Genomic DNA, 20,499 nt, shown 5'->3' on the forward strand with positions numbered 1-20,499 from the left:
GCAGTATCGGGCAATGCGCGTTAAAATGAAGGAAGCCGATATTTTCAATATTCTGAAAATATCGGCTTCTTTTTGTTTTGAATGGATTTAATAAAGCGGAACAGTATTTTATAACTGCTGAATGAAGATATAAAATAGTGATTTTAAATATGCATAAGTAAATTCCGTTCCATAGGATTTGCGGATCATATGCGCCGCATACAAGGAATCTAAGCCTGCCGAATTTGCGTATGAAACATAGTCTGAGATTTTTTATAGGCGGACGGCATGCACAGAAAATACGATTATGCACAGCCGTCCGCCGGAATTTCCGTTTGGCGGATATTATGATCCGCGGCGTATAACGCGCGCCGGGCAAAATACGGTTTTGAGCAGGAACATATACGGTTTAATATTTGGAATTAGAGTATGAATAAAGTTCGCAGTCCGCGTTTCCCATACTTCCGGCCTCGGGAATTTCATGAACGCTTTCCATGCCGTTTAAAGCGTCGGCTACGGCAAAACAATCGGAGCGGAGCGTGAACTTTTCGACAAGGCGTTTAAGCATATCGGCCTGATCCGAAAGCTCCCGGCTAGCCGCCGCACTTTCCTCTGACGTAGCGGAATTTGTCTGTACGACTGAGGAAATTTGATCTATGCCGATAGTTATCTGCGAAATCGATTCGGCCTGTTCATCGGAAGCGGCGGAAATTTTTTGTATCAAGTCGATAATCATTTCGGATTTTTCAACGGTTTCGCTCAGGGATTTTGCTGTGGAGTCCGCAAGGCCCGATCCGTTATTGACGGCTTTAATCGAATTTTCAATTAAAGCGGCGGTATTTTTGGAGGCCTCGGCGCTTTTGCTTGCGAGGTTGCGCACTTCGTCGGCAACAACGGCAAAGCCTTTTCCGGCGGCTCCTGCCCGCGCCGCTTCCACGGCGGCGTTTAACGCCAATATATTAGTTTGAAAAGCAATGTCTTCTATTGTTTTTATGATTTTGTTTATTTCGTTTGAACTTGCCGTAATGTCTTTCATCGCTTCAACAAGATCGGACATTTTTTCATTGCAGCTTTCCATTTCGTTTCCTACTTCATGTATGGTAATATTTGCAGATTTGGCGTTTTCGGCATTTTTTCCGATCTGGGCGGAAATACTGTTTATGGTTGCGGCCAGCTCTTCTACGGAACTTGCCTGTTCCGTTGCTCCTTGGCTGAGATCCTGCGCTCCGGCCGAAACCTGATCGCTGTTTCGGTTTACAAGATCCGCGCTTTGGCTTATCTGGGAAAGGGTGGCATTTAAGTTTTCCAGTATATTGTCTATGGAATTGAGAAGGGGCGCAAAGTCGCCTATGTAGTTTTCGGGGTGATCGCTTTTTATGTCGAAATTGCCTTTAGCCATTTCGCTTAAAAGGCGGTTTTCATCATAAATAATATTTTTAAGGCCGTCCACGATTATTTGTGTGGAAGCGGCAAGTTCGCCTATTTCATCTTTTGAAGCAAAGGATGGTATGGGGGAGCTTAAATCGCCTTTTGCAAGCATAGCTATACGTTCGCTGCATTTTTTTATCGGTCCGCTTATACTGCGCACAAGATATACCGTTGAAAGCACAGCCGCGGCTATTGAGACCGCCATAAGCAGTACGGTGCCCGCTGTCGCTATAACTGCGAGGCGTGCAAGGTCGTCGTGAACTTTATTCCCGAGTTCCTGTTTGTTGTCCATAAGGCCTACAAGGCCGGAATACATTTCATCATAAAGAGGGTTAAGCTCCGTTACGATTTTCTGCTGTGCCTTTAAGATGCCGCTGCCGTTTTGCGTAGCGGCAAGGTCAATCAGTTCCTGCGCTTTTGCAAAGTATTCGTTCCAATTTGATTTTGAACTTTCAAAAAGCTCCGAAGCTTCTCCGGGCGTTATGGTTTGACCGATAGTGTCGAAATATTGCTCAACCTCGGCGCAATCCTCTTCAAAAGCCGTCGTAGCCTCAAGACGCAACGCCGGAGTGCTGAGATTTATGGCGTTTTTAACGTTTGCGTTTATAACGCCGAGGTTTGCGATTATAAGGCCTAAATCGCCTTGGGCAAAACCATAGCGCGACATTGCGTCGGAATATTTGGTATTAATGTTATGTATGGAAAAAACATTTGCGGCGCCGGATATGACGGATAGGATACATACGACGACAAAAAGCGAGGCGATCTTTTTGCCGATTTTGAAATTCTTTAACATAATTGAGTCCCCCTTATGATGTTGGTGCTATTAATTTTAACGCACTATTATTCTATCATACGAAAAGTTTTTTGCAAAGGGGATAAAAAGGGCTTTGTATAAAAGATCAATAAAAGTTGTGTGGGCATGGGATTTTATATAAAATCGAAAACACATGATTTATAAGAATATGACAATTATTGATAATATATGTATAAATTTTTTGTAAAATTATAAAGTTCGATATGCGAGCGAATGTTTGATATTATAAAATATGCTGTTTTAAGTGGTTTTGCGCGGTATACAAGGATCATTTTACGCAATATATATTCAAATATGCGATTTAGTATCCTCCCCGTCATTTTGGAAATGTATGTAAAAGTGATGTAAAATGCATAAGATCTATAAAAAAATCATTAGTTTTTTATAAAAGATATAAATATTATCGGCATTATATTAGTCTGTAATATATAAAAAAGAAGCGATATATTGGGCATATGATTTAAAAAGTAACAAAATTACGGGTTGTAATAAATAAAATTTTTGATAATGAATAAAATTTTAAAAGATCTTTTTATATATTTTGATCTTTAAAGATTTGCTTTTTGCCTAAAAAAATGTTGAATTTTAAGGAGCTTAGTAATATACTTATATAAAAAATAAGTTTTTAAATATTATTGTAAGGAATTGTTATGATTTGTATAATTTTATGAGATTTCAATGTTGGCACGTTCGATTTTCGGGCGCCGTTTTATTTTTCAAATATAATTAAATGCGCCGATAAAACGGCCGATATGGTTCCGTTATGTTTATAAAATTTAAAAGGGGTGTTTTTGTTGCGGTTTTTAAACAATAATTCATTATTCCTTTCTAAAAGGGTAATGGATTTTTTATGGGAAAAACAGGTTGTTGCGGCTAATAATATAGCGAATTCCGAAACTCCGGGGTACAAAGCGAAATACGTTACTTTTGAAGAGGAACTGAGAAGCCGCGTTAACGCCGCCGACCATAAAACGGGAACGGATATCAGGGAAGCTATCGGTTCGGCCCGGGCCGAAGTTAACTACACCAATGATGAAACAACACGCGCCGACGGAAACAACGTCAACGTGGATGTGGAAAGCATGGAAGTAGCTAAAACGGGAATACAGTACGAGTATATGATGAAGGCCTTTAACGATGATATAACAAGGCTCAGGACAGTAATAAAAGGCTGATTAATTTTACCATGGGGAGGGGAAAACAATGGGCTTTTTAAACGCTCTTGATATCAGCGCATCAGGCATGACGGCACAAAGAATGCGCTTGGATATAGCGGCAGAAAATATTGCGAATTCAAATACGACAAGGACAGAGGCCGGAGGGCCGTACAGGAGGAAAATGGTCGTTTTTGAGCCAATCGAAAAAACAAGCTTCAGGCAGGCGTTCCGTTCGGAAATTGCAAGACAAAGCGCTTCCGGCGGCGGCGTAAGGGTGGCGGAAATAGTGGAGGATGAACGCCCTTTTGAAATGCTGTACGATCCGGAACATCCGGATGCCGATGAAAACGGATATGTGCAGATGCCTAATGTGGACATGCTCAAAGAAACCGTTGACAGTATGGCCGCAAGCCGTGCATACGACGCCAACCTGACGGTTTTCAACACTGTCAAAACATTGGCGGCTAAAGCTTTGGAGATTGGGAAATAGCGCTGTTTTCTGCTTTTTTATATGCGGAAAACAGTATGCATATTATTTTTGAAAGGAGTTTTCAACTATGTTTATAGAACCGATGCAGGGAATTACGCCCGTTTCCTCATTTTTTGAGCAGGATGAAAAAAAGGCCCGGGGAGCGGCGTCCCCTTTTAAAGAACTGTTTACAAACGTGTTAAACGACGTTGTTTCAAGCGAGGAAGAGCTTGCAAAAAATGAATATCTCCTTTCCATAGGGGAAATAGACGACGCGCATACGGTTCCGGTATCGGCGGCTACGGCGCAGCTTTCCGTAGACCTTATGGTAAGCCTTAGGAACAAAGCCGTTGAATCATATAATGAGATTATGAGGATAAGCCTCTAAAGGCGCGGCGGCATTTTTATCCGCAGAAACAGCAGGCAAAATATATACGTTTTACATAAAACGGATATGGAGAGGGATATAAAGTGAACGAACGGCTTAAAGCTTTTTTGGAAAAAGCAAAGGAAACATTATCAAAGTTAAGCAGTAAAACAAAAAAAATAATTATAATTGGCCTTGCCGTATCCGTAATTGCGTCCGTAGGTATTGCGGTATGGCTTAACAACAGGCCTTATGAAGTTCTTTTCAGCGGCTTGAATGATCAGGAAGCCAGCGAAATAATGGGAAAGCTGCAATCCGACGGGGTTGAATATAAATATGAAACGGGCGGCACAATACTTGTCCCCCAGGAGCAGGAAGAACAGCTTAAGGCTCAGCTTGTATATGAAGGGTACCCTAAAAGCGGTTTTACATACGGCACTTTTACAGACAATATAGACCTTACTACAACCCAAACGGAAATGGAACATTATAAGATGCTCGATCTTCAGGAAAGAATGGGGGCCACAATATCTCTTTTCCCGAATATTAAGGAGGCGAGGGTTACAATCGCGCCGGGGGAAGAGAAAAAGTATGTCCTCGATAAAAGCGAAGATTCGCAGGCAAGCGCGTCCGTAACAGTTGTAACCGACGACGGAAACGATTTGGAAGAAGAACAGGTTGAGGCTATACAAAGGCTTATATCAAAAAGTATACCTAATGTTGAGTTTTCCAGGGTAGGCGTTATCTGCAACGGCAAAGATGTTACAATAGATGAAGAAAACGGTTCGAGGATAAGCGCCAACGAACTTAAATTTAAAGTCGAAGACGAAATCGACAGGAAAATAAAAAATAAAATCCTTGACATGCTTATACCTATATATGGCGAGGAACATGTAAAAGTTTCCGTAAAAAGCGAAGTTGATATTAATAAAAAAATACGCGAGCTGATAAATTACTCCGGCGAGGACGAAGAAAACAAAGGCGTCCTTTCAAGCCAGAGCGCAACTCAGGAAATAGCGAAGGACGGAGAACAGATCGGCGGCGTGCCGGGTACGGAAACAAATGCGGATATACCTATTTACACAACGATAGGCACAGACGGAAATGAAACGTATATATTAAGCGACGGCACTGCAAATTACTTGGTGGATCAGCTTAAACAGCAGGAACAGGTGGATGCGGGCGATCTTGTGGATCTTACGGTGGCCGTGATTATAGACGGCGACGAAATGTCCGACGCCACAAGGGACGACATAACGTCGCTTGTGGGACGCGCCGCCGGAATAAGCGCCGATATTCAGGATGAAAAAATCGAAATAATGGCGGTGCCGTTCTATCAGGAAAATATACCGGGCATAGTAGACGACGCTACCGGCGAAATCGACATGCAGCGCCTTATAATGATTGCCGGCATAGCCGCAGGCGGGCTTGTGCTTATTTTGATAATCATCCTTATTGTGCTTGCCGTAAGGAAAAAACGGAAAAAGAAAAAACAGCGTCAGCAGATGCTTGCAGATCAAGGGAATCTTCCTTTGGGTATGGAAGATCTGCCGAGCGGCGAGCCTGAAGGGCTTGACGCGGCCGCAAGCCTTCTTAATATTAAAAATGAAAGAAGCATGGAGCTTAAAAATAAAATCAGGGATATTACGGAAGAAAACCCTGAAGTTTCGGCGCAAATCCTTAAATCTTGGCTGAGGGGAGGGAATAACAATGGATGAGAAACGCGAGCTTACGCCTGAGCAAAAGGCCGCGGCCGTTATTATATCCATGGGAACAGATAAGGCCTCCCAGATATACCAGTTTTTAAGCGAGGAAGATATTGAGGCGTTAACAGTTGAAATAGCCAAAATGCGCCACCTTTCCCCGGAAGAAACGGAAAGCATATTAGACGATTTTTATAAAGAATGTATGACTCAGAAGGTCGTTACCGAAGGCGGGCTCGAGTATGCCCGCAGCGTCCTTGAAAAGGCTTTCGGCCAGCAGACTGCCGCAAGCCTTCTGGAGAAAGTTGCGAAATCCCTTAAAACTATGCCGTTTTCCTTCATACGGAAAGTGGACAGCAAAAACCTTTATTCTATACTTCAGCATGAAAGGGCGCAGACCATTGCCCTTGTGCTTTCATATGCAAATCCGGATCAGGCCGCCGACGTTATAGTGTCCCTGCCTAAGGTGAAACAGCTTAACGTCGTAAAGGCCATAGCGCAAATGGACAGCGCCTCGCCGGAGGCCATAAAAATTGTGGAAACGCAGATTGAAAAGAAGTTTTCGTCCGTACTTACAACCGACTTTACAAAAGCCGGCGGCATCGATTATATTGCCGAAGTTATCAACTATATGGACAGGAGCAACGAAAAATTTATTTTCGACGAACTCGGCCAGAAGGACGAAAAACTTACGGAAGAAATCCGCAAGAGGATGTTCGTTTTCGAAGATATTACGACTATGGACAACCGCTCCATACAGCGTTTCCTGCGCGACTGCGATCCGAAAGATATCGTGCTTTCGCTCAAAGGCGCAAATACGGAGGTTGCAAACCTTATATTCTCCAATATGTCAACGCGTATGGCTGAATCTATTAAAAGCGACCTTGAAGTTACGGTTAACGTCAGGATTAAGGACGTTGAAGACGCTCAGCAGAGGATTGTCAACGTCATCAGGAAGCTTGAGGAAGAAGGCGAGCTTGTTATTATGAAAGGCGGAAAGGATGATATAATTGCCTAATCTGCTAAGGAGGCTGGCCATTGACAAAAAGGTGGCGGCCTATAATTTCTTGAACGAGTATACAAAAGCCGATGAAAAAGCCAAAGGCACAAAAGATGATGCCAAAAGCGGTATAGCCGAGGATTATGTGGCGCATGAGATCGTAATGGAAGAACCGAAAATAAATGCGGACTCCGACTCGGAAGCAGCCGGAGGCAGTTTTGCCGAAATATTGGAAGAGAAGAAAAAGGCTGAAGAACCGAAAATAAGGCCCGAAATACTTGAAGAAGAAAAGAAAATATTGGACGAGGCGGAAGCCGTGCTTGAAAACGCAAGGAAGGAAGCGGCCGAAATACTCGAAAAAGCAAAAGCCCGGGCGGAGGAAATTAAAGAAGAAGAAGGCAAGAAAGGCTATGACGGCGGCTATGACGAAGGTTACGCCGCAGGCTACGGCGAAGCGGCGGCAAAGGTAAAGGAAACTTTGGGAGCCGAGAGCGAGGAGCTTTTAAATGAACTTAAAAGGGTAATTGAAGAAGCCGGGCGTAAAAAGGAAGAACTTTTAAAGGAATATCTTACAAACCTCAGGGACATAGCCATAGCCGTAGGCGAAAAGGTTATAATGGTAAGCCTTAAGTCGAGCGGCGACATTATCGAACATATGATAATTGCCGCGACGGAAAGGCTTAAAACTAAAGAATGGGCGAAGGTTTACATCTCAAAAGCCGATGCCGAAATGATGGTTGAAGGAGGGCAGGACATTATAAATGCCCTTTCGGATATAAGCAGCCATGTGCGTATAATAGCCATGGAAAACGAAAACCGGGGAACATGCATACTTGAGTTCCCTGATGAAATAATCGACGCAAGCGTCGGAACACAGGTTGAAAATATTAAGGAAATATTGAAAAACACAGGAGCGTAAAGCCATGTCGTTTAAAAGTATTCCGGAAATTATACGGAACGCCGAAACTATAAGCCATGTCGGCAAGATTGAAAACATCGTCGGCATGACAATCGAAGCTTCCGGCGGGAAAGCCGCCATAGGCGATATAAATACAATATACAATGAGAATACAAAAAGCCAGGTTCTTGCGGAAGTAGTAGGGTTCAAAAATGACAGGGTGCTTTTGATGCCCTATGAAAATACAGACGGCATAACGTCCGGGAGCTTTGTAAGAAGTACAAACCAAAGCCTTAAAATACCTGTCGGCGACAACCTCAGGGGGCGTATAATCGACGCTGTCGGAAAGCCTATAGACGGCTTGGGGCCTATAGAGGAAACGGAGTATTTTTCCGTTAACAGCCCGTATATAAATCCGCTTGCACGGCCGCCGATACGGGAAAAAATGGTATTCGGCATTAAAGCGCTCGACGGTATGATTACAATCGGCAAAGGACAGAGGATAGGCATATTCGCGGGAAGCGGCGTAGGCAAAAGCACGCTTTTGGGCATGATTGCAAAAAACGTTAAAGCCGATATAAACGTAATAGCCCTGGTAGGGGAAAGGGGCAGGGAGGTTTTGGAATTTGTCCAGAATGATTTGGGCGAAGAAGGCCTTGCAAGAAGCGTGCTTGTAGTCGCTACAAGCGACCAGTCTCCCATGCTCCGTTTAAAATGCCCTATAGTGGCGACGGCTATTGCCGAATATTTTAAAAACCAAGGCAAAGACGTGCTTTTGATGATGGATTCCCTGACGCGTTTTGCAATGGCGCAGAGGGAAATAGGCCTTGCCGTTGGGGAACCGCCTATTGCAAGGGGATATACGCCTTCCATATATTCGGAGCTTCCGAAGCTCCTTGAGCGCAGCGGAAACTTTGAAAGCGGCTCAATAACGGGAATATATACGGTGCTTGTGGAAGGCGACGACACAAACGAACCTATTGCCGATACTGTAAGGGGTATACTGGACGGGCATATAGTTTTGACAAGAAAACTTGCCAATGCCAACCACTTCCCGGCAATAGACGTAAACGCCAGCATATCGCGTTTGATGAATTCAATAGCTCCGCAGGAGCATTTGGATATGGCGTCTAAATTCAGGGATTTGTTAAGCATATATGACAAAAATGAGGATCTTATATCTATAGGCGCATATAAAGCGGGAACAAACCCTAAACTCGATTACGCAATAAGCAAAATTGATAAAATAAACGCATTTTTGAAACAAGGCATAAACGAAGCGTTTTCATATGAAGAAACTCTTGCCAAAATGAAAGAAATACTTACAGGCTGATTTTAATGCGGCAGGTTTATGTATGCCGTATTGAAATAATGCCGGGGCCGAAAAAGCGGCGGCGATTAAACTCCCTTTAAATATATGTCTGAGGACAGGGAGCGCGGCTGTTATTTATTATAAAAACAGGTGGTAAAAATGAAGAAATTTTCTTTCCATTTGGAACCGGTGCTGAAATATAAGGGCGATATACTTGAGGTCGTTAAAAATGAGCACAGCAAAGCCCTTAGGGACGTAGCGGATCAGGAAGAACGGATCAAGACGATAGAAAACAACAAAAAAGAATACATAAGACAGTTTGACGAAAAAAAGAAAAAATTTATAACGGTTGCAGAGGCCGAAATTTACGGCATGTATATAGCAAGGCAGGACGCGGTTTTGAAAAGGGAGTATGCTGTTCTCAAGACTCTTCAAAAAGCGGAGGCCGAAAAAAGGGAAAAAATGATTGAAGCAAAAAAAGAAAAGCTTTCGATAGAAAAGTTAAAGGAAATCAAAATTTCCCAGTATAACAAGGCTATGCAGAAAGAAAATGAAGCTTTTATAGAGGAGTTTGTTTCTAATGCGAAAATTAAACTCAATGCAGGCATTTAAGCCGCTTTGGGGTTAATTTTATAAATATTTTAAGTGTGGAAAGGAGGTGCTGTATATGGCGGGCATGAATTTATCATTTGCGGCGGGAGTCCGTGCGGCCGATACCATACAGGCAAAACCCCAGAAGCCGGAAACAGGTTCGTCGGATAAATCTTCGTTTGAATCGGCCATTAAAAATGAAACTGATAAGGCAGGCCAGCAGGCAGGCAAAACCGAAAACGGTTCAAATAATAAAGAAGAAATCAACGACGGCGGCCATGTCGGTAAAAAACCGGGCGGAAAGGGCCAAGACGGGCGGAAAAATGCGCTTGACACAAATGGCGAAAACCAGACGGCGGCAGTTATACTGCTTGAAAATTTTGTTATACCAATGGATACCGAAAACATGCTTAACAGCTTAAAACATGCTGAAAGTAATGCGGAAACATTGGCGGAGCATATAACGGACGCTGTGGCAAATGAAACGGTGGAATTGACGGCAGACACAAAAGGCATTGACATAAGCGCCCTCAAAAAGGCACAGCCCGAAGTTGTGGATATAAAACAGAAATTGATCGAGCAGGCTTCGGCGGCGCCGCGTGAAAATGCAAAGGCCAATACGGCGGAAACGGCAAAAACGGAAGAACCGGTTGTTATCAGCGGAAAAAATGTAAATACGGCTGAAAATGACAAGGCGGCCGGAAGCGAAACTACGGTTGTCAAAAATAAGGACAGTGCGGAAGCGGAAGGCGTAAAAACGGAAAACAAAAACAGCGGCGCCACTTTAGAGGACGTTGTGTTAGTGAAGGACAGGATTATCGACGGAAAGGCCGTAACGGTTAAAGTTGCGGAGCCGGTTAATGTTAATTCCCAGGATTTTGCCGATAAGCTCGGCGAAGAAATACTCAGGACAAAGCAAAATGAATTTGAAATTCAACTTGCGCCGGAAAACCTCGGAAAAATCCAGATAAAACTGGTTTTTGAAAAGGGCGAAACAAGAGTTTCGATTTTATGCGCAAACCCAAAGGCGCTTGAAGCGCTTACGGATCATGCAAACGGCATTGCCGCCGCCCTTGAAAGTAAAACGGGCGCAACGGCTACAGTAAATATAACGCAGGAAAAAGAAACGTTTTATAATGAGAATTACCAGGACGGCCATAACAGCCGGGAAAACGGCGGCGATGAAAACAGGCGGCAAAAGCAGAAAAAAGACGACGCTGTGGATTTCCTGCAGCAGCTTAGGCTGGGATTGGTTTAGGTTTGGAGGTGTAAAACATGGCGGAGGAACATTTATTTCCGGGATACCAAAACTCTATTGCGCAGGGACCGTTGCAGTATATAAGGCCTAAGACAACAAAGGTAAAGGATAATGCCACATCCATGGATATGTCAAGTTTCCTTCAGCTTATGGCCGTGCAGCTGCAAAACCAGGATCCGATGAACCCTACGAGCCAGGACGATTATATGATGCAGCTTGCGCAGATGGTAACTGTCGAGGCAATGACAAGCATGGTGCAGACGTCTGTCACTACATATGCGGCGTCGCTTGTCGGAAAAGAAGTAACCGTTGCGGCATATGATGCAAACGGCAACTATAAAACGGAGGTAGGCGTTGTTACAGGCGTTGCGCTTTTCAGCGGCGAACCGTTTATATACATAGGTGAAAATGCATACAGTCTCAGCAGCATTATGGCGGTTGGCCGCGTTCCTGAGGCCGAAGAGCCGGAAAAGCCTGACGGAGGAGACGGTGAAGACGGAGGAACCGAAGGAGGCGGCTCTGTAGAGGGCGGCGGCGAAACCGAAGGAGGCGGCTCTGTAGAAGGCGGCGGCGAAACCGAAGGAGGCGGTTCGGCAGAAGGCGGCGGAACCGAAGGGGACGGTTCATCTGAAAGCGGCGGCAAAACTGAAAGCTGATATACGATGAGTATGCTTGTTCCCATATAAAGGCGAGGTGATATAATGATTGAAAATATCAATAACTTGAAATTGCGCCAGTTGCAGCCAAACGAGGTAGCCGCGGCAAAGAAGCGCCGGGAAACGGGCGTTCAAAATGGCGAAAACTTTAAAGCCATACTTGAGAACAGGCTGAATGAAGAAAAAACGCTTCAGTTTTCCAAACATTCCAAGGAAAGGATCAGCCAAAGAGGCATAGAAGTTACGGATGAACTGATGTCACGCCTTAACAGCGCGGCTGAAAGCGCACGGATAAAGGGCGCGAAAGACGTAGTGATGATTGGCAGGGAAGCGGCTTTTATAGTTAATATTCCCAATAATATAGTTATAACGGCAATGAACGGAAATGAAATGAAGAATAATATATTTACAAATATTGACAGCGCCGTAATGTTATAAGCCGGACCCTTACGGGAGGCTTTGGGATTTATCCGAAGTATAAATCCAGCGCGGCATATCTTGAAAGGAGAAAAATAAAAAATGATTAGATCGATGTTTTCGGGAGTAGCGGGTTTACGCACACATCAGAGCAAAATGGACGTTATAGGCAATAATATTGCAAACGTAAATACAACGGGGTATAAATCTGCCAGAGCTACGTTTATAGAATCAATATACCAGACAAGCAAAAGCGGCGGCGACGGAAACAATGTTTACGGCGGCACAAACCCAAGCCAGATCGGCTACGGAAGCCAGATTGGCTCTGTAGACGTTAATTACGGCACAGGCAGCTATGAGCCTACAGGCTACGGCACCGACTGTATGATAGACGGCACGGGATTTTTCCTTGTAGGGCCTAAACTTGATGCGGACGGCGGCGTGCCTACTATTGACGACGGCGTCGGAAACAGTGAAGATGACGGCTATAACGCTTCAAGCCTCTACCTTACAAGAACAGGCAATTTCAGGTTCGACGGCGACGGCTACCTTGTAGACGGCAACGGCAATGTGGTTTACGGCTTTGTTGGAGAAGGCGGCAATGCTGCAATGGGTGAAAATGAGTTTAAATATGATACGTCGATGCTTGTGCCGATACGTATCCCCCATGATGTCGACGATGCGGCGCAGGTGCCTGCAGTCGACTATGAAGATACGGAAAGGCTCAACCTCTCAAATATCAGCATAGGCCCTGACGGCGTTATAACTGGCACAGGTGAGTTTGGCACATATAAAATCGGCGTTATTGCGGTGTGCAACGTGCCTAACCCTAACGGACTTAACAAAGTACAGAATTCTTATTACGAGGCAAGGACAAACACAGGCCTTTGCGAGGCTTTCGCGCCCGGAAACGGCACGACGGGCCCGCTTATTCCAAACGGACTTGAAATGGCCAACGTGGATCTCGCGACGGAATTTTCAAACATGATTACAACCCAGAGGGGATTCCAGGCAAACTCAAAAATTATTACGGTTTCCGATGAAATGCTCCAAGAGCTGATCAGCATGAAAAGGTAATTGATTTTACCGGCTGTAATCCGATTCAAAACGTCGGCGGAAACGGCAGGCGGCGCGCTTTGTCAGGCGGCCGCCGCCGAACGCCGATATTTAAAGATTTTGAGGCGGGCAATTAAATTAAGCATGATATTAGGCGGCAGTATTTTAGTATGATATGTAATGGGGATAATATTTTGAAAAAAATATATATGTTTTATAATTTAAAACATAGTTATCCATTGCTTATAAAGGGTCAAACCTTTGTTGTTGGGTTTAAGCCTTTATAAGCAATGGAGAACACGTTAAAATTAATATCGGAAGGAATGGAAAACATGATTAGGCTGACAAAACTTAATAACGACCAGTTTGTTTTAAACTCGAACCAGATTGAATGTATCGAGATTATTCCGGAATCGAAGGTTATTATGGCAAACAAGGATTTTTTTATTGTTAAAGAAAGCGTTGACGAAATTATAGAAAAAATCATCGCTTATAATGCGAAGATACACAATTACTATAAAAATATTACTGTTGTTGATAATAAAGAGTAAATAATGTAGAGGGCTTGGATTATGGATTTAACAACGATTATTGGTATTATACTTGGCGGGATATTAATTACATTCGGTATAGTTTTCGATATGGAGGCGGGCGTAGATTTTGCCAAAATGATAAACTTCCTTGACGTGCCGAGTGTGCTTATAGTTGTGGGCGGAACGCTTGCGGCCGTTGTGGCAAGTTACCCCGCGAGCATGCTTAAACAGATACCGAAACATATGAAAATTATTTTGGACGATAAAAAATTCAAACCTATGGAGTACATAGATCTTCTTGTTGAATTTTCGCAGATAGCAAGAAAAAACGGCCTTCTGGCCCTTGAGGAAAAGGCTAACCAGCAGACTGATCCGTTCTTAAAGCAAAGCATTATGCTCATAGTCGACGCAACGGATCCGGAGAAAGTAAAATCAATACTTGCAAACGATTTGGATTACCTTGCCGACAGGCATGCCGAAGGAGTGGGAATGTATGAAAAGGCGTCGGCATACGCCCCGGCTTTCGGTATGATCGGTACGCTTATAGGCCTTGTAAACATGCTTAAGGGCATGAGCCTTGATTCGGGCACGGGAACAAGCAGTCTCGGCGCTGATATGTCCGTAGCCCTTATTACGACATTTTACGGCTGCGTCATGGCAAACCTTATATTTATGCCGATTGCGAAAAAATTGAGCGTAAGAAACGACGAGGAATATCTCTGCAAGCAAATCATAATAGAGGGCGTACTGTCAATACAATCCGGGGAAAATCCGAAATTTATGAAGGAAAAACTTATTTCCTACCTTGAACAGCGCCAGCGCGACGCCGCAAACGGGGAAGGCACGCCTGGAAAAGTTAAAAAAGGCAGGAAAGATAAGGAATAATAAGGCGGCAGTTTTAAAACCTATAAATAAAATGGGATGTGTTTAGATGGCGGGCAAGAAGAAAAAGGATAGTGGCGGCGGCGCGAAATGGCAGGATACATACGGCGACATGGTAACGCTTTTGCTTTGCTTTTTTGTGCTGCTTTATTCAATGAGTACATTAAGCACCGAAAAGTGGGAAATACTGGTGAGGAGTTTCAACCCCGATGCAGAGGAGCTTTCCCAGATAGTGACGGGAGAGGAACAGAATAGTATGCAGAATGCGGTTGACGGATCGGTTGAGCCGCCGGAGGCAATGAATGATTTCGACCAGCTTTATTACCAGCTTTCGGAATATATTAAGCAAAACAACATGGAATCAAGCGTAGAGCTTTCAAAGGGCGACGGCTTTACATTTATAACATTCAGGGACAACGTATTTTTTGACGGCGACAGCTACATATTAAAGGATGAAGGCAAAGCCGTGCTTGATGAATTTTCAAACGCAATCGCACAAGCCGGCGACTCCATTGAAGAAATACAGATTTTAGGCCATACTTCGCAGGCAAGCCCTACGGAGCCTAACGAACCTATAAGCGACAGGTTCCTTGCTTCAAACAGGGCGACAACGGTACTGCTTTATATACAGGAAAAAAATATAATAGACCCGGCAAAGCTTGTATCAAGCGGCTTTGGCCAATTCAGGCCGATAAGCCCTTTTGATACCAGGGAATCGAGGGCAAAAAACAGGCGCGTTGAAATACTTATTACAAAAACAGACAGCGTAGTAAGAACGCTTGAACAGTATTATGAAGAAGCCCATATGGTGGATGAAAGTTTAGTTCAAAACGAATAATTTCTGAAAGGAGGGAACTGCGGACACATGCCAGAGGTATTATCGCAAAGTCAGATTGACGCATTAATAAGTTCCATGGCAAGCGGCGGGGCCGCTGAAGAAAAAAAGGAAGAAAAGCATTATAAAAAATACGATTTCTACAGCCCTAAAAAATTCACAAAAGATAAGCTTAAAATGCTTTTCGGAATATATGAAAATTATGCAAGGCTCTGTTCTTCAAGGATAAACAGCATTGTAAGAGGATCAAGCGCCGTAGAGGTAGCCGCGGTTGAAGAACAAAGGTATTATGAATTCAGCAACGCATTAAGCGATAACGACGTTATAACTCTTATTAATGTTAAAATGCCGGACGATACCGTAAACGGCCCCATTGTGCTCCATACTACAGGGCCGCTTATGCTTTGCATGATAGACAGGATGATCGGCGGCACAGGCGAGGAAATCGAGGAGGATATTTCAAATTCATACGTTTATACAGATATAGAAATAGCCCTTTACAACAATATAGTTAAATACCTTGTTTCGATTATGGCTGACGGTTGGATGAATTATCTTGACCTAAAGTTTGAACTTGAAAAAGTTGAAACAAACCCCAGCATGATGCAGAAAATAGGCAGGGATGAAACGATTGTTATTATTGTTCTTGACGTTGAAATCGGCTCGGTTAAAGGCAAGATAAATATCTGTCTTCCGGGCAACTTCCTTGCGGGAGTATTTAAGATATTTGACGACAACCCCGAACGTGCGGAACGCGACGAGGATTCAAGCGCTGAAATATTTGAAAATATTAAAGGGACCGCAATGGAGATCAAAGCGGAGCTTGGAAACTCTGTCCTTATGCTTAAGGACGTATACGGCCTTCAGGTGGGGGACGTTATCAATTTGAACAAGCCTAAGGATTCGGACGTTTTCCTTTACATTGAAGGGGAACCGTGGTTTAAAGGCGAACTCGGAAAGAGCAATAAAAACATGGCTGTTAAGATTAACGAAATTTGTGAGAAAATATAGTTCCATCAAAAGGGGAGAATAGGAAAAGATGAGTTCTAAAATTTTTAGCCCAATCGAACTCGATGCGATAGGCGAAATACTCAACATAAGTTTAGGCGCCTCGGCTACCGCTATATCCACTATGCTTACCAAAAGGGTCGATATAACAACGCCGCATGTGGAGGTTGTCGATTTTGACGAGTTTGATTATACGGAAATGGACCCGGCTATCGGAGTTGAAATAACATATGTATCAGGCTTAAGCGGCAGCAACATAATGCTTTTAAAACGCCACGACGTTAAAGTTATAGTTGAGCTTTTGATGGGCGTAGAAATGTCGGATGAAGAATTCGAGCTTAACGAGATGAATATGAGTGCCGTATGCGAGGTTATGAACCAGATGATGGGGGCGTCGTCAACGGCGCTGTCGGAATTTTTGGGCGAGGTAGTAAATATTTCAACTCCTGTTTCTTATGAGATAGAGGATATTAAAGCTTTCAAAGAGAAATGCTTTAACGGCGAAGAACAAATGGTGGTTATCAATTTTAACCTTAAAATTGACGAACTTATTGAAAGCCGTTTTATGAACCTTATGCCGACTAAGCTTGCTAAAAAGCTTGTTTCCGCGTTTGGCTTAGGGGATTATATAGAGGAGGAAAAAGCGGCGGAACCGGACCCGGCTCCACTGCCTTTGGAAGAACCTTCTAATAAAATGATGTCGCAGGAAGAGATAGAGGCTCTTATAAGCGGCGGGGCGCCAAAAGAAGAAGCCCCGGCGGGAGAACCTTCCAATAAAATGATGTCGCAGGAAGAAATAGAGGCTCTTATAAGCGGCGGGGCGCCAAAAGAAGAAGCCCCGGCAGGAGAACCTTCCAATAAAATGATGTCGCAGGAAGAGATAGAGGCTCTTATAAGCGGCGGGGCGCCAAAAGAAGAAGCCCCGGCAGAAGAACCTTCCGGCAAAATGATGTCGCAGGAAGAGATAGAGGCTCTTATAAGCGGCGGGGCGGCGAAGGAAGAAGCGCAGACGGAAAAGACATCTGCCGCCAAAGCGCAGGATGCGCCGCCGCAGGCAGCCCAGCAGATGCCGCCGTATCCTCCGTATCCGCCTTATCCTACGGCTATGCAGGTTCCCGAAGGGTATCCGCAGGCGCCTCCGGGATACCCGCCTATGTACGGATACGGCTATTATCCGCCGTACGGATATCCGCCTGTACCTCCTCAGCAGCAGGAAAAAGCTCCTAAGGAGGAGCCGAAAATGATTAACGCCCGCCCTGTTGAAACACAGCAGTTTGGGGCGGCGGAAACCATAGGCGAAGAACAGGCGGAAAACCTTGAACTGATTATGGATGTCCCGCTTGAAATCTCCGTTGAAATAGGCCGAACTAAAAAGCCTATTAAGGAAATATTGGAGCTTGCAAGCGGATCGCTGGTTGTGCTCGACAAGCTTGCCGGGGAACAGGTTGATATATATGCCAACGGCCAGTGCATTGCAAAAGGCGACGTAGTAGTGGTTGACGACAATTTCGGTGTTAGGATAACGGAAATAATCAAAAATGAAGTTGAAAAGAATTAATTTTTAGTATCTGTTTTAATTAAAATATAATATTAAAGATTGAAAGGAAAGGTACAACAATATGGCAAAAATATTATTAGTGGACGACGCGGCTTTTATGAGGATGATGGAGAAGGACACCCTTACGAAAAACGGCTACACAGATATTTACGAGGCTTGCGACGGCGCCGAAGCCGTGGAAAAATACGACGAGCTGAAACCGGATCTTGTTATAATGGATATAACAATGCCGAATATGGACGGCCTTGAAGCTTTAAAAACAATAAGGGGCAAAGACGCCAATGCCACGATAGTTATGTGCTCGGCAATGGGTCAGGAAGCTATGGTTATCGACGCTCTTAAATCCGGGGCTAAGGACTTTATTGTTAAGCCTTTTAAGCCTGACAGGCTCTTAAAAACAGTTACCACCCTGCTTGGCTGATTTTACATAAATAAGGGATGTGGTTAAAATACTAGGAGATATAATAACAGTGGCCGGAACCCTTTTTACGGTGGCCGCGATACTTTATTTAAGCTATATAGTGTCAAAGCGCGTCGGAAAAGGAATGGCGGCCGTCCACAATTCCCGGCATATGAAAATTATCGACAGGATGTTTGTGGGACAAGACAGGAGCCTTCTTATAGTCCAAATCGGCGGGAGGTACTGCCTTGTCGGCGTTTCGGCGGCGGGGATACAGTTTCTGGGCGACCTTGAGGAAAGCGACATTACGGAATTAACGCCGGATATGCCGCCGCCGGATAATTTTCCCGCTTTTTCGGATATTTTTTCAGGCAAGCTTTTTAATGCTAAAAGAAATAAAAAGTAATTCTTAAAGCGCCGGAATAATTTGGAGTGTAATTAAATGGGTGAATCGATTGTAAACATAAACGGAAGCAATATCCAAACTTTAGAGCTGTTTTTTATAATGACAGTGATGATGCTCCTGCCGTCTATTGTGGTGATGATGACGTCATTTACAAGGATTGTGATAGTGCTTTCTTTTACAAGAAACGCGCTGGGCACGCAGCAGACCCCGCCAAACACAGTGCTTGTAGGCATAGCGCTGTTTTTGACGCTTTTTATAATGTCGCCGACGCTTGAGGCGGTTAACAGGGACGCGTATATCCCGTATAAAAACGAAGAGATAACTCAGGAAGAAGCGTTGAAACGCGCTTCCGTGCCGATGAAGGAATTTATGCTGGGCGAAACTGAAATAAGTTCGCTTAATATGTACCTTGATTTTGCCGGGGAAGAAATGCCCGAGGATGTTAACGAACTTCCTTTAAAAATAGTTATACCGGCTTTTATGACAAGCGAGCTGAAGCAGGCGTTTATAATGGGGTTTTTGATTTTTATACCGTTTTTGCTTATTGACATAGTCGTTTCCAGCGCGCTTATGTCAATGGGTATGATTATGCTTCCGCCGGCGACAATTTCCCTGCCGTTTAAGCTTTTGCTTTTTGTAACGGTTGACGGGTGGGAACTTTTATTTTCAACCCTTGTCAAAGGGTTCGGCGGTTAAAGGGAGGAGGCGAAGTCTGTGACTAACGCTGAAGTGTTGGATATAATGAGAAGCGCGCTTGTAATGGCCGTTAAGCTGAGCGGGCCTATGCTTTTGTTAAGCATGGCTGTCGGCGTGCTTATTTCGGTTTTGCAGGCGGCTACGCAAATACATGAGCAGACGCTTACTTTCGTGCCTAAGCTTATCGTTATAGGAGTGGTATGCCTTATAACCGGTTCATGGATGCTTACTTCCCTGCAGGAATTCACATTTGATATATTTACAATGATGCTGCGGTAAAACGGGCGTAAGGAGCTTTATGCTATGCGTGGAATGGAAAATATACTTTTATTTTCGCTTATAGTGATGAGAATAACGGGATTTATCGTATTTAATCCCATTTTGGGCAGGCGCAACGCCCCGGCTATTGTGAAAATGGGCATTGTAATGGCTTTAAGCATTATAGCCGTTTCATATAACGGGCAGGCTCCCGTGGAAGCGGCAAACGCCTTGGAATATTCGTTCCTGCTGTTAAAGGAGTTTTTCCTTGGGTTTGTTATCGGCACGGTTGTAAACCTGTTTTTGAATATAATCGTTTTTGCGGGCGAAAGCATAGACATGCAGATGGGGCTTTCCATGTCGAAAATATTCGACGCGTCAAGCAACGCCCAGCTTTCGCTGAGCGCCACGTTTTTTAATATTGTTTTTATACTTCTCTTTTTTGCCTCAGACGCCCATTTGGCTTTAATACGCATGCTATTAACAAGCGGCGAGGTTGTGCCGTACGGCAGCGTAATTATAACAAGCGGGCTTTCGTCGGCTGTGCTGACTGTTTTCTGCGACTGCATAGTGCTTGCCGTAAGAATGGCTATGCCCATGCTTGCGGCGGAGATACTTGTTGAAGTCGGCGTGGGCATACTGATGAAAACGATACCGCAGATTAATGTTTTTGTTGTCAACATACAGGCCAAGATAATATTCGGCCTTATACTTCTTGTATTTTTGTTCACGCCGATGGCCGGATTTTTGGACGGCGTAATTGAAGATATGTTTAAGGTTTTGCAGGAAATATTGACGCTTATGTAAAAAGGGGG

At 44.1% G+C, this 20,499-nt stretch carries 23 protein-coding genes; 22 read left to right on the forward strand and 1 reads right to left on the reverse strand.

From position 1 onward, the window contains the following. Positions 1-388: 388 nt before the first annotated feature. Positions 389-2,203, reverse strand: a complete 1,815-nt coding sequence (locus NE664_07850) for a methyl-accepting chemotaxis protein (GenBank protein MCQ4726568.1) — start codon at positions 2,201-2,203, stop codon at positions 389-391. Positions 2,204-3,018: 815 nt separating this feature from the next. On the opposite strand from NE664_07850, the gene flgB reads away from it, so the two are divergent. From flgB to fliR, 22 genes are all read left to right on the forward strand, one after another. Then, on the forward strand, positions 3,019-3,399 hold the full coding sequence (gene flgB / locus NE664_07855) for a flagellar basal body rod protein FlgB (protein ID MCQ4726569.1): 381 nt from the start codon (positions 3,019-3,021) through the stop codon (positions 3,397-3,399). Between the two features lie 28 nt (positions 3,400-3,427). Continuing rightward, positions 3,428-3,871 (forward strand): flagellar basal body rod protein FlgC, encoded by a 444-nt coding sequence (flgC, locus tag NE664_07860; GenBank protein ID MCQ4726570.1) that lies wholly within the window; start codon positions 3,428-3,430, stop codon positions 3,869-3,871. 67 nt (positions 3,872-3,938) lie between these two features. Beyond that, positions 3,939-4,238 (forward strand): flagellar hook-basal body complex protein FliE, encoded by a 300-nt coding sequence (locus NE664_07865; GenBank protein MCQ4726571.1) that lies wholly within the window; start codon positions 3,939-3,941, stop codon positions 4,236-4,238. Between the two features lie 83 nt (positions 4,239-4,321). Continuing rightward, positions 4,322-5,935, forward strand: a complete 1,614-nt coding sequence (gene fliF / locus NE664_07870; protein MCQ4726572.1) for a flagellar M-ring protein FliF — start codon at positions 4,322-4,324, stop codon at positions 5,933-5,935. Next, a complete protein-coding gene (gene fliG / locus NE664_07875; protein ID MCQ4726573.1) occupies positions 5,928-6,938 on the forward strand; it encodes a flagellar motor switch protein FliG in 1,011 nt (336 codons plus the stop codon). Before fliF ends, fliG begins: the two co-directional genes overlap by 8 nt. Next, positions 6,931-7,839, forward strand: coding sequence for a FliH/SctL family protein (locus NE664_07880; GenBank protein ID MCQ4726574.1), 909 nt, complete (start codon positions 6,931-6,933; stop codon positions 7,837-7,839). Before fliG ends, NE664_07880 begins: the two co-directional genes overlap by 8 nt. Positions 7,840-7,843: 4 nt before the next feature. Continuing rightward, positions 7,844-9,151 carry a flagellar protein export ATPase FliI gene (gene fliI / locus NE664_07885; protein MCQ4726575.1) on the forward strand — a complete coding sequence of 436 codons (1,308 nt, stop codon included), beginning with the start codon at positions 7,844-7,846 and terminating at the stop codon, positions 9,149-9,151. Positions 9,152-9,289: 138 nt separating this feature from the next. After that, on the forward strand, positions 9,290-9,742 hold the full coding sequence (locus NE664_07890) for a flagellar FliJ family protein (protein MCQ4726576.1): 453 nt from the start codon (positions 9,290-9,292) through the stop codon (positions 9,740-9,742). Positions 9,743-9,797: 55 nt separating this feature from the next. Continuing rightward, the gene (locus tag NE664_07895; protein ID MCQ4726577.1) at positions 9,798-10,979 is read left to right on the forward strand and encodes a flagellar hook-length control protein FliK; all 1,182 of its coding nucleotides are present in this window, start codon (positions 9,798-9,800) and stop codon (positions 10,977-10,979) included. Between the two features lie 17 nt (positions 10,980-10,996). Next, complete coding sequence (locus tag NE664_07900; protein MCQ4726578.1) at positions 10,997-11,635, forward strand: flagellar hook capping protein; 639 nt, start codon at positions 10,997-10,999, stop codon at positions 11,633-11,635. Between the two features lie 45 nt (positions 11,636-11,680). Further along, on the forward strand, positions 11,681-12,073 hold the full coding sequence (locus NE664_07905) for a flagellar biosynthesis protein (GenBank protein MCQ4726579.1): 393 nt from the start codon (positions 11,681-11,683) through the stop codon (positions 12,071-12,073). A gap of 81 nt (positions 12,074-12,154) precedes the next feature. Continuing rightward, complete coding sequence (locus NE664_07910) at positions 12,155-13,129, forward strand: flagellar hook-basal body complex protein (GenBank protein ID MCQ4726580.1); 975 nt, start codon at positions 12,155-12,157, stop codon at positions 13,127-13,129. A 311-nt stretch (positions 13,130-13,440) separates the two neighbouring features. Then, on the forward strand, positions 13,441-13,659 hold the full coding sequence (locus tag NE664_07915) for a flagellar FlbD family protein (protein MCQ4726581.1): 219 nt from the start codon (positions 13,441-13,443) through the stop codon (positions 13,657-13,659). 21 nt (positions 13,660-13,680) lie between these two features. Next, entirely contained in the window at positions 13,681-14,526 is an 846-nt protein-coding gene (locus NE664_07920) for a MotA/TolQ/ExbB proton channel family protein (protein MCQ4726582.1), read from the forward strand. Between the two features lie 46 nt (positions 14,527-14,572). Then, positions 14,573-15,361: a flagellar motor protein MotB gene (locus NE664_07925; protein MCQ4726583.1), complete on the forward strand. Its 789-nt coding sequence runs from the start codon at positions 14,573-14,575 to the stop codon at positions 15,359-15,361. Between the two features lie 27 nt (positions 15,362-15,388). Then, complete coding sequence (locus NE664_07930) at positions 15,389-16,369, forward strand: FliM/FliN family flagellar motor switch protein (GenBank protein MCQ4726584.1); 981 nt, start codon at positions 15,389-15,391, stop codon at positions 16,367-16,369. A gap of 28 nt (positions 16,370-16,397) precedes the next feature. Then, positions 16,398-17,924: a flagellar motor switch protein FliN gene (gene fliN, locus NE664_07935; GenBank protein MCQ4726585.1), complete on the forward strand. Its 1,527-nt coding sequence runs from the start codon at positions 16,398-16,400 to the stop codon at positions 17,922-17,924. Between the two features lie 61 nt (positions 17,925-17,985). Then, positions 17,986-18,345: a response regulator gene (locus NE664_07940; GenBank protein MCQ4726586.1), complete on the forward strand. Its 360-nt coding sequence runs from the start codon at positions 17,986-17,988 to the stop codon at positions 18,343-18,345. A 49-nt stretch (positions 18,346-18,394) separates the two neighbouring features. Continuing rightward, a complete protein-coding gene (locus NE664_07945) occupies positions 18,395-18,730 on the forward strand; it encodes a flagellar biosynthetic protein FliO (protein MCQ4726587.1) in 336 nt (111 codons plus the stop codon). 36 nt (positions 18,731-18,766) lie between these two features. Next, positions 18,767-19,426 carry a flagellar type III secretion system pore protein FliP gene (gene fliP, locus NE664_07950; GenBank protein ID MCQ4726588.1) on the forward strand — a complete coding sequence of 220 codons (660 nt, stop codon included), beginning with the start codon at positions 18,767-18,769 and terminating at the stop codon, positions 19,424-19,426. A gap of 18 nt (positions 19,427-19,444) precedes the next feature. Next, positions 19,445-19,705 carry a flagellar biosynthesis protein FliQ gene (gene fliQ / locus NE664_07955; GenBank protein ID MCQ4726589.1) on the forward strand — a complete coding sequence of 87 codons (261 nt, stop codon included), beginning with the start codon at positions 19,445-19,447 and terminating at the stop codon, positions 19,703-19,705. A 24-nt stretch (positions 19,706-19,729) separates the two neighbouring features. Continuing rightward, positions 19,730-20,491 carry a flagellar biosynthetic protein FliR gene (gene fliR / locus NE664_07960; protein MCQ4726590.1) on the forward strand — a complete coding sequence of 254 codons (762 nt, stop codon included), beginning with the start codon at positions 19,730-19,732 and terminating at the stop codon, positions 20,489-20,491. Positions 20,492-20,499: the final 8 nt, after the last annotated feature.

The sequence above is a fragment of the Anaerotignum faecicola genome (genome assembly GCA_024460105.1).
Lineage (GTDB): Bacteria > Bacillota > Clostridia > Lachnospirales > Anaerotignaceae > JANFXS01.

What these genes read in the sequence shown, in the direction of transcription:
- NE664_07895 (MCQ4726577.1), top strand. Translation starts at nt 9,798, where the DNA reads ATGGCGGGCATGAATTTATCATTTGCGGCGGGAGTCCGTGCGGCCGAT.
- NE664_07930 (MCQ4726584.1), top strand. Translation starts at nt 15,389, where the DNA reads ATGCCAGAGGTATTATCGCAAAGTCAGATTGACGCATTAATAAGTTCC.
- fliN (MCQ4726585.1), top strand. Translation starts at nt 16,398, where the DNA reads ATGAGTTCTAAAATTTTTAGCCCAATCGAACTCGATGCGATAGGCGAA.
- NE664_07905 (MCQ4726579.1), top strand. Translation starts at nt 11,681, where the DNA reads ATGATTGAAAATATCAATAACTTGAAATTGCGCCAGTTGCAGCCAAAC.
- NE664_07865 (MCQ4726571.1), top strand. Translation starts at nt 3,939, where the DNA reads ATGTTTATAGAACCGATGCAGGGAATTACGCCCGTTTCCTCATTTTTT.
- NE664_07850 (MCQ4726568.1), bottom strand. Translation starts at nt 2,203, where the DNA reads ATGTTAAAGAATTTCAAAATCGGCAAAAAGATCGCCTCGCTTTTTGTC.
- fliI (MCQ4726575.1), top strand. Translation starts at nt 7,844, where the DNA reads ATGTCGTTTAAAAGTATTCCGGAAATTATACGGAACGCCGAAACTATA.
- NE664_07915 (MCQ4726581.1), top strand. Translation starts at nt 13,441, where the DNA reads ATGATTAGGCTGACAAAACTTAATAACGACCAGTTTGTTTTAAACTCG.
- NE664_07920 (MCQ4726582.1), top strand. Translation starts at nt 13,681, where the DNA reads ATGGATTTAACAACGATTATTGGTATTATACTTGGCGGGATATTAATT.
- flgC (MCQ4726570.1), top strand. Translation starts at nt 3,428, where the DNA reads ATGGGCTTTTTAAACGCTCTTGATATCAGCGCATCAGGCATGACGGCA.
- fliP (MCQ4726588.1), top strand. Translation starts at nt 18,767, where the DNA reads ATGGGTGAATCGATTGTAAACATAAACGGAAGCAATATCCAAACTTTA.
- fliR (MCQ4726590.1), top strand. Translation starts at nt 19,730, where the DNA reads ATGCGTGGAATGGAAAATATACTTTTATTTTCGCTTATAGTGATGAGA.
- NE664_07925 (MCQ4726583.1), top strand. Translation starts at nt 14,573, where the DNA reads ATGGCGGGCAAGAAGAAAAAGGATAGTGGCGGCGGCGCGAAATGGCAG.
- NE664_07900 (MCQ4726578.1), top strand. Translation starts at nt 10,997, where the DNA reads ATGGCGGAGGAACATTTATTTCCGGGATACCAAAACTCTATTGCGCAG.
- fliG (MCQ4726573.1), top strand. Translation starts at nt 5,928, where the DNA reads ATGGATGAGAAACGCGAGCTTACGCCTGAGCAAAAGGCCGCGGCCGTT.
- NE664_07910 (MCQ4726580.1), top strand. Translation starts at nt 12,155, where the DNA reads ATGATTAGATCGATGTTTTCGGGAGTAGCGGGTTTACGCACACATCAG.
- NE664_07940 (MCQ4726586.1), top strand. Translation starts at nt 17,986, where the DNA reads ATGGCAAAAATATTATTAGTGGACGACGCGGCTTTTATGAGGATGATG.
- NE664_07890 (MCQ4726576.1), top strand. Translation starts at nt 9,290, where the DNA reads ATGAAGAAATTTTCTTTCCATTTGGAACCGGTGCTGAAATATAAGGGC.